This window comes from Brooklawnia sp. (assembly GCF_049651565.1).
Classification (GTDB): Bacteria; Actinomycetota; Actinomycetes; order Propionibacteriales; family Propionibacteriaceae; genus Brooklawnia.
The window spans coordinates 1-15895 of sequence record NZ_JBASCI010000103.1 but is presented as its reverse complement, the minus strand read 5'-3'; the positions used below and the strand labels follow the sequence as shown (position 1 = coordinate 15895).

General features: G+C 68.8%; 13 protein-coding genes. 11 read left to right on the top strand and 2 right to left on the bottom strand.

The window, feature by feature from the left end:
• Nucleotides 1-130 precede the first annotated feature (130 nt).
• The 10 genes from WBL05_RS04770 (at nt 131) to WBL05_RS04725 (ending at nt 12815) form a co-directional block, all read left to right on the top strand.
• Nucleotides 131-2263, top strand: a complete 2133-nt coding sequence (locus WBL05_RS04770; RefSeq protein ID WP_424224095.1) for a beta-glucosidase family protein — start codon at nt 131-133, stop codon at nt 2261-2263.
• A 93-nt stretch (nt 2264-2356) separates the two neighbouring features.
• The gene (locus WBL05_RS04765) at nt 2357-2551 is read left to right on the top strand and encodes a DUF3046 domain-containing protein (RefSeq protein ID WP_424224093.1); all 195 of its coding nucleotides are present in this window, start codon (nt 2357-2359) and stop codon (nt 2549-2551) included.
• A 195-nt stretch (nt 2552-2746) separates the two neighbouring features.
• A complete protein-coding gene (gene recA, locus WBL05_RS04760; protein ID WP_424224091.1) occupies nt 2747-3808 on the top strand; it encodes a recombinase RecA in 1062 nt (353 codons plus the stop codon).
• Nucleotides 3809-4336: a regulatory protein RecX gene (locus tag WBL05_RS04755; RefSeq protein ID WP_424224090.1), complete on the top strand. Its 528-nt coding sequence runs from the start codon at nt 3809-3811 to the stop codon at nt 4334-4336. It begins immediately after the preceding gene.
• Nucleotides 4337-4409: 73 nt separating this feature from the next.
• Nucleotides 4410-5879, top strand: a complete 1470-nt coding sequence (gene rny / locus WBL05_RS04750) for a ribonuclease Y (RefSeq protein ID WP_424224089.1) — start codon at nt 4410-4412, stop codon at nt 5877-5879.
• Nucleotides 5880-5942: 63 nt separating this feature from the next.
• Nucleotides 5943-7415 carry a tRNA (N6-isopentenyl adenosine(37)-C2)-methylthiotransferase MiaB gene (gene miaB, locus WBL05_RS04745; protein ID WP_424224088.1) on the top strand — a complete coding sequence of 491 codons (1473 nt, stop codon included), beginning with the start codon at nt 5943-5945 and terminating at the stop codon, nt 7413-7415.
• A 4-nt stretch (nt 7416-7419) separates the two neighbouring features.
• Nucleotides 7420-8391, top strand: a complete 972-nt coding sequence (gene miaA / locus WBL05_RS04740; RefSeq protein WP_424224096.1) for a tRNA (adenosine(37)-N6)-dimethylallyltransferase MiaA — start codon at nt 7420-7422, stop codon at nt 8389-8391.
• A gap of 4 nt (nt 8392-8395) precedes the next feature.
• Nucleotides 8396-9223 carry a diaminopimelate epimerase gene (dapF, locus tag WBL05_RS04735; RefSeq protein ID WP_424224087.1) on the top strand — a complete coding sequence of 276 codons (828 nt, stop codon included), beginning with the start codon at nt 8396-8398 and terminating at the stop codon, nt 9221-9223.
• Between the two features lie 32 nt (nt 9224-9255).
• Nucleotides 9256-10800 (top strand): GTPase HflX, encoded by a 1545-nt coding sequence (hflX, locus tag WBL05_RS04730; protein ID WP_424224086.1) that lies wholly within the window; start codon nt 9256-9258, stop codon nt 10798-10800.
• Nucleotides 10797-12815 (top strand): ATP-dependent DNA helicase, encoded by a 2019-nt coding sequence (locus WBL05_RS04725; protein WP_424224085.1) that lies wholly within the window; start codon nt 10797-10799, stop codon nt 12813-12815. The genes hflX and WBL05_RS04725 overlap by 4 nt, the downstream gene beginning before the upstream one ends.
• Nucleotides 12816-12845: 30 nt before the next feature.
• Here WBL05_RS04725 and lexA read toward each other — a convergent pair whose 3' ends face one another.
• Nucleotides 12846-13619 carry a transcriptional repressor LexA gene (lexA, locus tag WBL05_RS04720; RefSeq protein ID WP_424224084.1) on the bottom strand — a complete coding sequence of 258 codons (774 nt, stop codon included), beginning with the start codon at nt 13617-13619 and terminating at the stop codon, nt 12846-12848.
• 250 nt (nt 13620-13869) lie between these two features.
• Here lexA and WBL05_RS04715 point away from each other — a divergent pair, with 250 nt between their 5' ends.
• The gene (locus WBL05_RS04715; protein ID WP_424224082.1) at nt 13870-14310 is read left to right on the top strand and encodes a hypothetical protein; all 441 of its coding nucleotides are present in this window, start codon (nt 13870-13872) and stop codon (nt 14308-14310) included.
• Nucleotides 14311-14391: 81 nt separating this feature from the next.
• Here the strand turns inward: WBL05_RS04715 and WBL05_RS04710 are convergent, their stop codons facing one another.
• A complete protein-coding gene (locus tag WBL05_RS04710) occupies nt 14392-15675 on the bottom strand; it encodes an RDD family protein (protein WP_424224081.1) in 1284 nt (427 codons plus the stop codon).
• Nucleotides 15676-15895: the final 220 nt, after the last annotated feature.

Below are 15895 nucleotides of genomic sequence, written 5' to 3'. Positions count from 1 at the left end.
CGGCCATCGACTCCGCATCGAACAGATCCCGCTGATCCCGCGATCGCCCCTGCACACGACCAAGGCTCCCGCACCCGGCCCCACCACCCGGGCACAGACACGCACTTGTTCAGCAGTCTCCTAGGATGGCATGAACCGCGGCTGGTTTGGTGGTGTCCAACCAGGGCTTCGATTCGGGGATAGGCATGCGGGATCTCCTGTGGTCGGGAAAATCAGTCGCGAATGGGAGCCGTTGGTGATCCGGAACCGGGGAATGCCGAGTCCGTCGATCGCCGCCACGTGTCGTTCCACCTGGATCTGGGCAAGCAAGCTGCGCCATCTCCTCCTCGGTCATGTGCTGGTTCAAGGTCGCGTAGATGTCGATGGTCTCCATTGCGCCATGCAGCTGGGCGATCTTCTGCTCCAGAGTCATCGCAGCCCACCGGCCACCGCGCTGCCAATGACCATCGGGGTGGCGGCGTCCTTCGACACCGAAGTGGCCCGCGAGTACGGCGACGTGATCGGCTCGGAGACCGCCACGCTGGGCCAGCATGTGCTGGAGGGTCCGGCGGTGAACCTGCACCGCACCACCATCGCCGGTCGCAACTTCGAGTACTTCTCCGAAGACCCCTACCTGTCCGGTGTGATGGGCGTCGAGATCACCAGGGCGATCCAGGCGCACGACATCATCGCCATGGGCAAGCACTACGTCGTCAACGACCAGGAGTACGAGCGCTTCCGCACCAGCGTCGAGCTCGACGAGCACGTGCTGCGTGAGCTCTACCTGCTGCCATTCGAGATGCTGGTCACCGACGGCGAGGTCGCCGCCCTCATGAGCGCCTACAACCGGATCCGCGGCGTCTACGCCACCGAGTACCGCCACACCCTGCACGACGTGCTGCGCGACGACTGGGGCTTCGAGGGTTACGTGCAGTCCGACTTCTGGTCGACCAGGTCGGCGGCGACTCACTCAAACGCGGGCCTCGACCATGAGATGCCGGATGCCAAGTGGCTGAACCAGACCAACATCACCAACGCGCTGAATGACACCAGCCTCGAGATGAAGACCATCGACCGGGCATTGATAAGGCGGTTCACGCAGATGTTCCGGTTCGGCCAGTTCGAGCGCCCATACGATCCCGGTGAGATCGACGCAGCAGCCAACGGCGCCACCGCGCGCCGGCTGGGCGCCCAGATGGCGGTGCTGCTGAAGAACGACGCCGGGCTGTTGCCGATCACCAACCCGACCGGCCAGCTGGTCATCATCGGCCAGTCCAAGTTCGCCGAGCACGCCACCCAGGGTGGCGGCGGTTCGTCCAAGGTGGACCCGCTGTACACGGTGGCACCGCTGGAGGGGCTACGGGACATTCTCACCGAGATGGGCGCCGACGCGACCGCGGACAGCTTCATCGTGGCCGACGACCTGTCGAACCTCGAGCTGGCGATCGAGGCCGCCAGGGCCGCAGACACGGTCATCCTGATGGCTGGCCTGGTCGCCACCGAGGGCGCCGACATGCCCAGCCCGAACATGTTCAACCAGCAGAACGAGATGCTGGACGCCCTGCTCGGCGTCAACAAGAACACCGTGGTGGTGATGAAGGACTCGGCGCCGGTGCTGATGCCCTGGGTCGACAAGGCATCCACCATCCTCGAGGTCTGGAACCAGGGCGCCGAGGACGGCCACGTCGTGCCCGACCTGCTGTTCGGCCGGGTGAACCCGTCGGGCAAGGTGCCCACCACCTACCCGCGTTCGGCGGACGACACCCTGTACGCCAACCACCCCGAGCGCTACCCGGGCACCGACGAGGGTGCCGGCTACCCGGTGATCCGCTACACCGAGGGCCTGGAGATGGGATACCGCTGGTTCCAGGCCCAGGGCATCGAGCCGCTGTTCTGCTTCGGCCACGGCCTGTCGTACACCACCTTCGACCTCGCCGATATCTCGGTGGACGCCGAAGGGTTCAACGGTAACCAGCCGGTGACGGTGCGGGCACGGCTGACCAACACCGGCGAACGGGCCGGGGCCGAAGTGGTGCAGGTCTACCTGGGTGTGCCGGGGGCGGGCCAGCCGCCCAAGCGCCTGGTGGGCTTCGCCAAGGAGTACCTGGAACCGGGGGAGTCGCGGGACGTCGAGATCGTGATCGACCCCGCGGCCACCAACCACCCGTTCAGTGTCTGGGACTACTGCTCGCGCGGCTTCGCAGTGTTGCCGGGCGACTACACCGTTCACGTCGGCACCTCCAGCGAGGACACCCCGTTCAGCCAGGTAGTCAGCGTCGGCTGAGGCGGTTTGGATGACGAATCACGGTTGGGCCTGCGGCGGTTGGCGGCGTGGTCCAACCGCCGTCCATTTCGGGTGCTGCCCTAGTCTTGGCGCATGCGCGAAGCCGAGCTGTGGCAGCGAATGAGAACCCACCTGGGCGCGGGCTACGCGGCGGTCTGGGCCGAGCAGATGGTGCTGGCCGAACTCGGCGGACGCACGGTCGTCGAAGCACTGGCGGCCGGGGTGGACTGCAAGACCATCTGGCGGGCGGTGTGGAGCCGGCTGGAACTGCCGGCCACCGACCGATAGGAACGGCGACACGCTTGACAGATGCCGTCATCGAACGTGCGTTCGGTTAAAGTAGTCTGCAGGTCAGCTGAGCAGCGGAGTTGTCCACAAGCCTTCGGCAAGATGACGAAATGTCAGTACGACCGCCTACATTCCTGATACCCGGGTCCACCACCCAGCTCGCTAAGGCACTTGGCGCCAAGAGAGGATGAACAGATGGCTGTGGCAGATCGCGAGAAGGCACTCGAGGCCGCGCTCGCCCAGATAGAGAAGCACCACGGCAAGGGCTCGGTCATGCGGCTGGGCGACCAGTCGCACGCCCTGATCGAGGTGATCCCGACCGGCTCGATCGCGCTCGACGTGGCACTGGGCATCGGTGGCCTGCCGCGCGGCCGGGTCGTCGAGATCTACGGGCCAGAATCCAGCGGCAAGACGACGGTCGCCCTGCACGCCATCGCGAACGCCCAGGCCGAAGGCGGTATCTGCGCGTTCATCGATGCCGAGCACGCGCTCGACCCCAGCTACGCCGCGGCTCTGGGTGTCGACACCGACGCGCTGCTGGTCAGCCAGCCCGACAACGGTGAGCAGGCCCTCGAGATCGCCGATACGCTGATCCGCTCGGGCGCGCTGGCCTGCATTGTCATCGACTCGGTGGCTGCGTTGACGCCGCGGGCCGAGATCGAGGGCGAGATGGGCGACTCCCACGTAGGTCTCCAGGCCCGCCTGATGAGCCAGGCCCTCCGCAAGATCACCGGCGCGCTGAAGAACGCCAACACCACGGCGATCTTCATCAACCAGTTGCGCGAGAAGATCGGTGTCATGTTCGGCAGCCCCGAGACCACCACGGGCGGCCGGGCATTGAAGTTCTACTCCTCGGTGCGGCTTGACGTCCGACGGATCGAGTCGCTCAAGGACGGCAACGAGGTGGTCGGCAACCGTACCCGGGTGAAGGTCGTCAAGAACAAGGTCGCGCCCCCGTTCAAGCAGGCCGAGTTCGACATCATGTACGGCAAGGGCATCTCCCGCGAGGGCAGCCTGATCGACATGGGCGTCGAGACCGGGATCGTTCGCAAGGCCGGCTCCTGGTTCACCTACGGCAACGACCAGTTGGGGCAGGGCAAGGAGAACGCCCGCAACTACCTGCTGGCCAACCCCGAGGTCGCCAATGAGATCGATGGCAAGATCCGGGCCGCGATGGGCATGGGTGAAGTTGTCGTGCCCGAGGGTATCGACCCCGAGACCGGGGAGGTCGATCCGAGCCGGGCGGTCGATTTCTAAGTGACCACCGGCCGCGACGGCGACTTCCCGAGCCCCGAGCCTGATCCTTATTCGGTCACCCGTGAGATGGCGCTCAAGGCGCTCGACCGGCGCGCCTACGGGCGCGCCGAGTTGGGCAGCTACCTGCAGCGCAAGGGTGCCGCCGACGAAGTCATCGAGCGGGTGCTCGACCGCTTCGAGCAGGTCGGCCTGCTGGACGACGCGGCATTCGCCAACCAGTGGGTCGAGTCGCGGCATCGTGGACGCAAGTTGCCGCGCCGGGCGCTGGTCGCCGAGTTGCGGCGGAAGGGTTTGGACGATGACGTCATCGCCGGCGCGGTGGCGGCCATTGACCATGACGCTGAAGCGGACGCGGCGCTCCAGCTGGCCACCGCCAAGGCGCGCGCACTGGCCGGCCAGCCCTACGACGTCGCACTGCGCAGGCTGGTGGGCACCCTCGGTCGACGTGGCTTCAGCGGCGACCTGGCCTGGCGTACCGCCAAGCAGGTGCTGGCCGAGCGTCCCGACGCGGGTTCCGATGACTCCTGAGGTGCCCTACGGCGCTCCCGCGGGGGCTGACGATACTGTCAGGCATAGCGGAATGGTCAAGGAGGAATAGCCGATGGAGGTGCTGCTCGGGATCGTGGCGGCCGTGTTGGCCTGCGCCCTGGTTGCTCAGGGGTACCTGGCAAGGCGTCGGCGCGAACCTGCGACGGCGACGGTCGCACCCGACGAACTCCTTGCTGCCCGGCAGGAGCTGGTGGCCGCGCGCGAGGAGCTGGTCGCCAGTCGAAGCCGCCTCGACGAGCGTGAGCAGCGCCTGGCTGTGCGCGAGGAGCGACTCTCGGAGCTGGCCGCAGGCATCCAGCGCGATCGCGAGCGGCTGGATGCCGACCGGGAACACCTGGCGGCAGTGCGGACCGAGCACGCAGACCTCACCGCCCGGGCGCTCGCCGAACTGGAGCGGATCGGTGGCCTCCGGGTCTCCGACGCCCGCGCCGAGGTGCTGGCAACAGCCGAACAGCTCGCTCGCGACGACGCCGAGCAGCGGGCCAAGGAGATCTCCGATGAAGTGATCCAGCGGGCGGAGGCCGAGGCCAGCCGGGTGGTGACCATCGCGATCGAGCGGGTGGCAGTCGGGCAGGCGTCCGAAGCGGTCGTCACCAGCGTCGACCTGCCCAGCGAGGACATGAAGGGTCGCATCATCGGCCGTGAGGGCCGCAACATCCGAGCCTTCGAGCAGCTGACCGGGGTGACCCTGATGGTGGACGACACCCCCGGCCTGGTGCTGTTGAGTTGCTTCGACCCGGTTCGCCGCGAGGCGGCCCGGCAGGCGCTGGTGGAGTTGGTCGCCGACGGCCGCATCGACCCGGCGCGGATCGAGGAGGCCCATGAGAAGGCCACCCGCAACGTCGAACGCACCTGCGTGCAGGCGGCGCAGCAGGCCATCGATGAGCTCGGCCTGACGGGCATCGGACGCGGCCTGCTACCCACCATCGGCGCGCTCGGCTTTCGCACCAGCTACGGCCAGAACGTACTGGAGCACAGCTCCGAATGCGCCCGGCTGGCCGGTGCCATGGCCGCCGAACTGCGCCTGGACGTCGAGACCTGTCGCCGGGCCGCCTTCCTGCACGACCTCGGCAAGGCCGTGATCACCCACGGCGAAGGATCGCACGCCGCCGCCGGCGCCGACCTGGCGCGCCGGCACGGCCAGTCCGAAGCGGTCGTCCACGCCATCGCGGCCCACCACAATGAGGTGGCCCCCGAGACCGCCGTGGACGTGCTGGTGCAGGTCGCCGATGCGATATCCAGTTCGCGGCCCGGTGCCAGGCGCGAAAGCGTGGAAGCGTACGTCCGCCGGCTCGACCGGCTGGAGGAGGTCGCGACCAGACAGCCGGGGGTCGAGAAGGCCTACGCACTGCAGGCCGGCCGCGAGATCAGGGTGATGGTGCTGCCAGACCAGGTCGACGACTCCGGCGCCCAACACCTGGCGCGACGGATCGCCGACGAGGTCGAGAAGGAGCTGGTCTACCCCGGGCGCATCAAGGTGACCGTGATCCGCGAGACCCGGGCCACCGAGATGGCGCAGTAGCGCGTCCGGGCCGCGGCCGGCGATGGTGAGGCGTCGCGCCACACCGTCTACAGTGGACTCGCCATGACGAACACACCTACTGCCGATCCGCGCACCTATCGGGTAGTCACCTATGGCTGCCAAATGAATGAGCACGACTCCGAACGCATCGCCGGACTGCTCGAGGAGGCCGGCCTGGTTGCCGCGCCGCCGGCCGGGCGGGAACTCGCGGCCGCCGACGTCGTGGTCTTCAACACCTGCGCGGTCCGCGAGAACGCCGACAACCGGCTCTACGGCAACCTCGGCCATATGGCGAAGCTGAAGCGGACTCGCCCGGGGATGCAGATCGCGGTCGGCGGGTGCATGGCGCAGAAGGACCGCGACCTGATCATCCAGAAGGCGCCGTGGGTGGACGTGGTCTTCGGTACCAACAACATCGGCACCCTGCCAGTGCTGCTGGAACGGGCTCGTGTCCAGCAAGCCGCCCAGGTGGAGATCGTGGAGGCGCTGGAGACCTTCCCGTCGAACCTGCCCACCAGGCGTGAATCGGCGTACGCAGCATGGGTGTCGGTCAGCGTCGGCTGCAACAACACCTGCACCTTCTGCATCGTCCCGAGCCTGCGCGGCAAGGAGACCGACCGGCGGCCCGCGGAGATCCTGCGCGAGATCGAGATGCTGGTGGCGTCCGGTGTGCAGGAGGTCACCCTGCTCGGTCAGAACGTGAACACCTACGGCGTCGAGTACGGCGACCGGCAGGCGTTCGCGAAGCTGCTGCGCGCCTGCGGCGAGGTGACCGGGCTGGAACGGGTGCGCTTCACCAGCCCGCACCCGGCGTCGTTCACCGACGACGTCATCGAGGCGATGGCCGACACCGCCAACGTGATGCCAAGCCTGCACATGCCCCTGCAGTCCGGTTCCGACAAGGTGCTGCGCCAGATGCGGCGGAGCTACCGCAGCGAGCGGTTCCTTGGCATCCTCGACCGCGTCCGCGCCGCGATGCCGCACGCCGCCATCACCACCGACATCATCGTCGGGTTCCCCGGTGAGACCGAGGACGACTTCCAGGCCACCCTCGACGTGGTGCGACAGGCCCGGTTCAGCCAGGCCTTCACCTTCCAGTACTCGATCCGCCCCGGCACGCCGGCCGCGACCATGCCCGACCAGGTGCCGCCCGAGATCGTCCAGGACCGCTACGAACGCCTGGTGCAACAGGTCGAACAGATCTCCTGGCAGGAGAACACCGCCCAGCTCGGCCAAACCGTCGAGGTGCTGTTCGCGGCCGGGGAGGGTCGCAAGGACGAGCGCACCGCCCGCATTTCCGGGCGCGCCCGCGACAACCGGCTGGTGCACGTCGCCGTGCCGTCCGACGAAACCCTCCGGCCGCGGCCGGGGGACATCGCCGAGGCGGAGGTCACCTACGCCGCACCGCATCACCTGGTGGCCGATTCCCCGATCCGCAATCTGCGCCGAACCAGGGGTGGGGACGCCTGGCAGGCGCTGCACGAGCCGCGCCCGGCCGGCATCGGGCTGGGGTTGCCGACGATCGCAGGCCGCTGACTTGGTGCCGCCGGAGGCGCAGGCGCGACCAGGGGACGAGCCGCTGCCGCTGGCGGTGCTGATCGGCCCGACCGCCAGCGGCAAGTCGGCCCTGGCGATCGAACTGGCCGAGCTGCTCGCCGCCCGTGGTCAGCCGGCCGAGGTGGTCAACGCCGACTCGATGCTGGTCTACCGGGGCATGGACATCGGCACCGCCAAACCGACCCCGGCCGAGCTGGCAAGGGTGCCGCACCACCTGGTCGACATCATGGACGTCACCCAGACCGCCTCGGTCGCCGAGTACCAGACAATGGCCAGGCAGGTGATCGCCGAACTGCGCTCAACCGGCGTGCTGCCGATCCTGGTGGGCGGCAGCAGTCTGTACATCCGGGCGATCGTCGACCGGTTCGACTTCCCGGGCACCGACCCGGCGATTCGCCGAAAGTGGCAGGCCGAGCTCGACCGCATCGGCGCGCCCGCGCTGCACCGGGTGCTGGCCGAGCGGCACCCGCTGGCGGCCGCCGGCATCCTGCCCGGTAATGGACGCCGGATCGTCCGCGCCCTCGAGGTCATCGAACTGACCGGCGACTTCAGCCCCCAGCTGCCCGAGCACAGCCATGCGCTGGCGAACGTCCGCCAGTTCGGGCTGCAACTGGAACGGGGCCAGATGGACACCCGGATCGCCACCCGGGTCGACCGGATGTGGCAGGCCGGCCTGGTGGATGAGGTCCGGGCCCTGGTCGCCCGCGGGCTGCGGGAGGGACGCACGGCGTCCCGGGCCCTCGGTTACCAGCAGGTTCTGGCCTTCCTCGACGGCGAGATCACCGAGGAACAGGCCAGGCAGTCCACCATCGACGGCACCCGCCGGTTCGCCCGCAAGCAGCTCGGCTGGTTCGCACGCGACCCGCGCATCCGGTGGCTGCCGGCGGGCAGCCCGGACGCAGCGGCCACTATCGCGTCCGGCTTGGACCTTGACCGGCCAGCGGTGCGAGACTGAATCTGTGGAAGCGCTGAACTTCGCCAAGGGCCACGGCACGCTGAACGACTTCGTCCTCGTCGTCGACCCGGACGACCGGCGCCCACTGGACGCCGACACCGTGCGCTGGCTGTGTGACCGCAGGGCCGGTATCGGCGGCGACGGGTTGCTGCGGGCGGTGCGGGCGAACCTGGTGCCGGAATGGACCGGCGATGCCGACCTGTGGTTCATGGACTACCGCAACGCCGATGGCTCCGTCGCGGAGATGTGCGGCAACGGGCTGCGGGTCTTCGTGCGGCACCTGCTGGAGACCGGTCTGGTGACCGATCCCGGCCAGGTGCCGATCGCCACCCGGGCCGGCCTGCGCACCGCCTGGCCGCAGGCCGACGGGTCCATCAGGATCGACGTGGGCAGGGTGACGGTCGGTGATGTGACCAGCCGGGTGAGCGTCGACAGCCGCGCGTACCAGGGCCGACAGGTTGACGTGGGCAATCCCCACGCCGTGGTGGTGCTCGATGACCCGACCGAACTGGCCGAACTCGACCTGGGTCGCCAGCCCGCCTTCGACGCTGAGGTGTACCCGGCCGGGGTCAACATCGAGTTCATCGTTCCCACCGGTGCGCACGACCTGCAGATGCGGGTCCACGAGCGCGGCGTCGGCGAGACCATGTCCTGCGGTACCGGGGTGGTAGCTGCCGCGGCCGCCCACCTGGCGCAGTTGGGACGCCGCACCGGCGAGGTGCAGGTCACCGTCCCCGGCGGACGCCTGCAGGTGCAGCTCACGCAGGAACGTGGGTACCTTTCCGGGCCTGCTGTTGTCGTGGCCCATGGAAGTGTTGTCCTGCCCGGCTGAGCCTTGCAGGTGCGAACTAGGCTTGCTGGACGATGACAGACCAGACCAACCCGCTGCCCGGGCAACCCTACCCTGACGAGGCCGGCGAGGATCGAGTCGACGACGACGACTGGACCTTTGCCGACGATGACCAGACAGCCTGGGACGACGACGACTTCTGGGGTGATGAGGCCGACCCCGAGCCCGGGGAGCTGGACCTGGCCGAACGCCACTCGCTGCGGCGGGTGGCCGGCCTGTCGACCGAACTGGCCGACGTCGCCGAGGTCGAGTACCGCCAGCTCCGGCTGGAACGGGTGGTGCTGGTCAGCGTTTGGACGACCGGCAGCCAGGCCGACGCCGACAACGCCATGTTCGAACTCAAGGCGCTGGCCGAAACCGCGGGGTCCCAGGTCCTGGACGGGCTGGTCCAGCGGCGCAGCAGCCCCGATCCGGCCACCTACATCGGACGCGGCAAGGTCGACGAGCTGCGCGAGGTCGTCCAGGACACCGGCGCCGACACGGTCATCTGCGACGGTGAGCTGTCACCGGCCCAGTTGCGCACCCTGGAGGACCGGGTCGGGGTGAAGGTCGTCGACCGCACCGCACTGATCCTGGACATCTTCGCCCAGCACGCCAAGAGCGCTGAGGGCAAGGCGCAGGTCGAACTCGCTCAGCTCAACTACCTCAAGCAACGGCTGCGCGGCTGGGGTACCAGCCTGTCGCGGCAGGTGGGCGGCCGGGCGTCCGGCGGGGTGGGAATCGGCGGCCGAGGGCCCGGCGAAACCAAGATCGAGACCGACCGGCGCCGGATCAACCACCGGATCTCCGTCCTGCGCAAGCGGCTGCGCGACATGGCGAGCACCCGGGCGGTGAAGCGGGCCGACCGGCAGCGCCACCGCATCCCCGCCGTCGCGATCGTGGGCTACACCAACGCCGGCAAGTCGTCCCTGCTGAACCGGCTCACCCACGCCGGCGTCCTGGTCGAGGACGCCCTGTTCGCCACCCTCGACCCGACCACCCGGCGCGCCACCACCGCCGACGGCCGCGTCTACACCCTCACCGACACCGTCGGCTTTGTCCGGCACCTGCCCACCGACCTGGTCGAGGCCTTCCGGTCGACGCTGGAGGAGACCGTGGACGCCGACCTGCTGGTGCACGTGGTGGACGGCTCCGACCCCGACCCACAGGGCCAGATCGCTGCGGTGCGCCAGGTACTGGCTGACATCGGGGCGGCCGACCGGGCCGAGCAACTGGTGATCAACAAGATCGACCAGGCACACCCGGACATGATCACCATCCTGCGCAACCAGTACCCGCAGGCGGTCTTCGTCTCGGCCCGCACCGGCCAGGGGCTCGACCTGCTGCGCGAAGCGATCGAGCAGCGGTTACCCAGCCCCCGCACCGAAATCACCGCGCTGCTGCCCTGGGATCGGGGCGACCTGGTCGACCGGGTACATCGCGAATCCGAGCTGATCAGCCTCGACCACCACGGTGACGGCACCATCGTCCGGGCCCGGGTGCACCCCGAACTGGCCGCCCAGCTGCAGCCCTACACCCTGCCCGACGGCGCCGATTCGTCGGGCACCGAAGAGCAGTGAGCGATCCGGCGCCGGCGGCGGAGGTACTGGGCGCGGCGGTGGCCGCGATCGGCGGCAGCCCCCGCGACGGTCAGCAGGTGATGTGCGACCAGATCACCAGGAGCCTGTCCGATGGTGCGCACCTGCTGATCCAGGCCGGCACCGGCACCGGCAAGTCGCTCGGCTACCTCGCCCCGGCGCTGGTGTGGGCGATGGAGTCCGACCAGACGGTCCTGGTCACCACGGCCACTCTGGCGTTGCAGGCCCAGCTGGCCAACAAGGACATCCCGGTAGCCGCCCGCGCGACCGCAGCCGTCCTGGGCCGGGAACCGCGCACCGAGATCCTCAAGGGCCGGTCGAACTACGCCTGCCTGTTGCGGGTCCGCGATCAGGTCGGTGGCGAGCAGGAGACCCTGCTGGGCTCGGTCGAGGTCGCCGACGCGGTGCGCAGCTCGCGGGCGGCGAGTCCGGAATCGGTGATCGGCGCGGAGGTGGTCGCGCTGCGGGAATGGGCGGAGGCGGAGCTGGTCTCCGGTGGCCTGGCCGACCGCGATGACGCCCCGCGGCACTCGCCGCGGGCCTGGGCCCAGGTGTCGGTTCCGGTGCGGGAGTGCCTGAGTGCCGCGAAGTGCCCCTACGGTGAGGAGTGCTTCGTCGAGGCCTCGCGGGCTCGGGCCAGGCAGGCTGACCTGGTGGTAACCAACCATGCGTTGCTGGCGATCAACGCCATGCACGGTGGCACTGCGCTGCCCGAACATGCCGCGGTGATCATTGACGAGGCCCACGAATTGGCTGCCAGGGTCACCGGGGCGGCCAGCAGCGAGCTGTCGCCGGCGCAGATCGAACGGGTCGCCAAGCGGGCGTCCGGCTGGTTGGACGACGAGCTGGCCATCGAACTGCTCGACGTGGTCGACGGCTACGAAGCGGCGCTCGAAGAGGTGCCACCGGGACGGATCACCGCCGGCGACTCACTGGCCATCCAGGCCATCCAGTTGGTGCGCCAGGCCAGCCGGCGGGCGGTTTCGGCGCTGGCCGCGCCGTCCGACACCCCCGATGTGGAGCGCACCCAGGCTGCCGCAGCGATGCGTGAGGTCTTCGACATCGCCGAACGTATCGCTAGGCTCGACGAGCACGACGTGGTCTGGTTGAGCAGTAACGACCGGTTCGGCGCTCAGCTCAACGTGGCGCCGCTCTCGGTGGCCGGGCTGATGCGCGAGAAGGTGCTGGCCGAGCACACCACGATCCTCACCTCGGCCACCCTAACCCTTGGGGGCTCGTTCGATGCGATGGCCGGCAACGTGGGGCTGAAGCGGGACGACCGGATCGACGACGAAACCGAACCCGCCGATGACACGCAGTGGCGCGGCCTGGACGTGGGTTCGCCGTTCGACTACCCCAGCCAGGGCATCCTCTACGTCGCCAAGGGGCTGGCCAACCCGGGCCGGGACGGGATCGCCCCGGACGCGTTGCGGGAGCTGGCCGAACTGGTCTGGGCGGCCGACGGGCGCACGCTTGGCCTGTTCGCCTCGCAGCGATCGGCCGAGCTGGCGGCCGACCACCTGCGCAACGAACTGCCAGAACTCACCGTGCTCTGCCAGGGTGAATCGCAACTGGCCGACCTGACCCGGACTTTCATCGCCGACGAGCGCTCGGTGCTGCTGGGCACCATGTCGCTGTGGCAGGGGATCGACGTGCCAGGCGACGCCTGCCGGCTGGTGGTCATCGACAAGATCCCGTTCCCGCGACCTGACGACCCCCTGATGCAGGCCAGGCAGCAGGCGGTCAGCAAGGCGGGCGGGAATGGGTTCATGCAGGTGGCGGCCACCCATGCGGCCCTGCTGCTGGCGCAGGGAGCCGGTCGGCTGATCCGACGGGACACCGACAGGGGAGTGGTCGCGGTGCTCGACCCGCGGCTGGTCAGAGCCCGCTACGGCAGCTACCTGCGGGCGTCGCTGCCGCCGTTCTGGATGACCACCGACCTGGACGTGGTGGTGCAGGCGCTGCAGCGGCTGCAGCAGGGCCGGGCCACCGCCTAGCGACTTGCCCGCTTCGGCGAGCGTGCCTTGCTAGACGCGACGAAGGACGGCGACCACCTTGCCGAGGATGGTGGCTTCGTTGCCGTCGATCGGGTCGTAGGCGGAGTTCTGCGGCACCAGCCAGACCTGCCCCGAGGTGCGCCGCAGGGTCTTGACGGTTGCTTCGCCGTCGAGCAGGGCGGCCACAATCTCGCCGTTCTCGGCGTTCGGTTGCTGGCGGACCACGACGTAGTCGCCATGGCGGATGGCGGCGTCGATCATGGAGTCACCGCGCACCTCGAGGGAGAAGACGACCCCGTCGCCGACCAGTTCCTTCGGCAGCGGCAGGATGTTGTCGATCTGCTCCTCGGCCAGGATCGGCGTCCCGGCCGCGATCCGTCCCAGCACCGGTACCGGGACGGCAGTGGGTAGGGTGTCGGCGACGTCGGTCTGGTCGTGCTGCCCGGCCGACCGCTCGGCATCGCCCGGCAGTTCGAGCCAGTCGGGCAGGGTCACCTCTAGTGCTCGCGGACGGTGCGGGTCGCGCCGCAGGAATCCCCGGCGCTCCAGCACGCGGAGCTGGTGGGAGACGCTGGAGGAACTGGCCAGCCCGACCGCGTCGCCCATCTCACGCATGCTGGGGGGGTACCCGCGGTCCTCGACGGTGTCGCGGATGAACTGGAGAATGCGCCGCTGACGCGGGCTCAGGCCGTACTGGTCGGGCATATCGGAGTCGAAGCCCATCTGCTGGGCGACGGATTCATTGGACGGACGACCAGGCCCGCGCTTCTTCGCGCCGGAGTCTGCTGACCTTGCTGTGATCATGATCAAACGGTAGAGCACGAAGGCCCCCAATTCAAACAGCTGTTCGACGTGTCGCTGGCGTGTCCGCACAGGCCGGAAGCAGCGCGGCGAGGCCACCCCGGACTTCGCCGACGCCTCGGGTCCAGTGCACTCCAGCGGGGCGGCGCAGTGGACCGGCTCGATGACTGATCGGCGGGCGGCACACGGAATTTGTCAGTGCCGCCTGATTGGCTGTCAGTCACGAAGCCCAAATGAATCGAACTGTTGACCGATGCTGGTCGTCACCGCTAGCATTCGAACAACAGTTCGAGACCTCAGTCCGGCGGATGGCCGGACAGATGGAGGAGAGATGACCAGCATTCACTTGGCTGACCGGGTCAACCGCAATGCGCAGCGACGCGCACACATGGCGCGTGCCAAGACCCAGCCGTCGGTGATCCATGACGGGCGGCGGCCCCGTTCCTGTCCTCCGCAGCCGACCCCACCCGGTGGACGCCCCAGGCAGCCCGGCTGGCCCCTGACCAACCAGTCTTGCCTGGTGCGCCCGGACACGGTCGTGCAACCATCGACAAGCCCGGCGGCTGCTCCGGAGGGCCAGTGGCTGTTCGCAGACCGCGTCCTGCTTGCGATCATGCTGTCCTTCTCGGTCGCCGTCGTCCTGGGGGCGATCGTCATAGTGAACCAGTATCTGGCGCTGGGCACCACGCCATGAGGCTGGACCAGGCAAGGGGGCGGCTCCCGCCCGGAACCGCCCCCTTGCCTGGTGACTGCTCGGCAGTCGGCAGGTCAGCTGTCAGTAGCCGTACTGCTGCTGCTGTGGCTGGCCGACCATGCCGGTGGACTCGTCGATCACGATCGTGCGGGTGATCTTGTCGGCGATCGTCTGGCGCTTGGCGTCCCAGAGCGGGAACAGCCAGCCGATGAAGCAGATGATGGTGTCGATGATGTGCGCCAGGTAGCGGACAGCGGCCATGCCCATCCCGATCGGACGGCCGGTCGCTTCGCTGACCAGGCGGATGCCGGCCACCTTACGTCCCCAGGACTGGCCGGTGGTACCGCCCAGGTAGACGGTGTTGTAGATCAGCCAGCCGAGGCCGAGCACGCTGGAGATGATGCCCTGCACGTCTTCGCTGGCGAAGCCGCCCAGGATACCGACCAGGACGCTGATCACCAGGCCGGGCGCGACGTAGTCTATGAGGCCGCCCAGTGCGCGCTTGCCCCAGGACGCGTAAGGTGCACCGCCCGGGGAGACCGGCCCGTAGAGCTGACCGCTGTAGGTGGGCTGGCCGTAGCCGAACTGGTCCTGCTGGCTGCCGGACTGCTGGGCGTAGCCGGTGGTGGTGTCCTGGCCGTAGCCCTGACCGTAACCGGGCTGACCGTAACCGGGCTGACCGTAGGGCGGCGTCGGCTGCTGGTCGGGGCCCTGCTGCCCGTAGGCGCCATAGCCCTGGTCCGGTCCGGGGCCGGGCTGGCCAGAGGGGCCCTGGCCGTAGGTGCCGTAACCCGATTGGTTCGGATCGGGCTGGCCGTAGCTGCCATAGCCGGGCTGCTGACCCGCGGCCCCTTGCCCGTAAGGGTCATAGCGGGACTCGTTGGCTGGCGACGAGCCGCTGCCAGGAGTCTGGCCGTAACCGCCGTACCCGGGCTGCTGGCCGGAGGAGCCGGTTTGGCCGTAGGGGTCGTAGCCCGACTCGTTGGTGGGTGACGAGCCGTAGCCGGGGGTCTGTGCGTAGCCGCCGTAGCCGGACTGCTGGCCGGAGGAGCCGGTTTGGCCGTAGGGGTCGTAGCCGGATTCGTTGGTGGGGGACGAGCCGTAGCCGGCGGTCTGCCCGTAGCTGCCAGATCCGGGCTGCTCACCTGCGCCGCCCTGCTCGTGCGGGGGCTGGCCATAGCCAACGTAGCCGGACTGGTCCTGGCCGGGGTCAGGCTGGCCTGGCGAGTCGAAGGAAGGGCCAGGCTGGTCAGCCTGCCGGGCGTCGGGCTGCTCGCCGGCGGCATTCTCCGTAGGTTCCGACCCCTCGTCGCCCGAGGGGGTGCGTTCAGGATCGTTCGGGCGACCCCAGTAGTCGTTGCTCACAGCGCTTTCTCCAATCGCATTGCAGTGACGGGGTCGATCCTACGGCGTGGACCCGATTATGTAGATAGACACAATCGATACCGGTGAATAATGGGGGCTCTTCACACTTCCGGTGGGGGTGGCGGGGTGAGTCCGCCGCCGATGAGGAGCATGCGTAGCCGGTAGTTGTCTCGGTTGCGGAAGCCGCGGGCGATGCGGCGGTGGAGTTCGATGAGCCCGT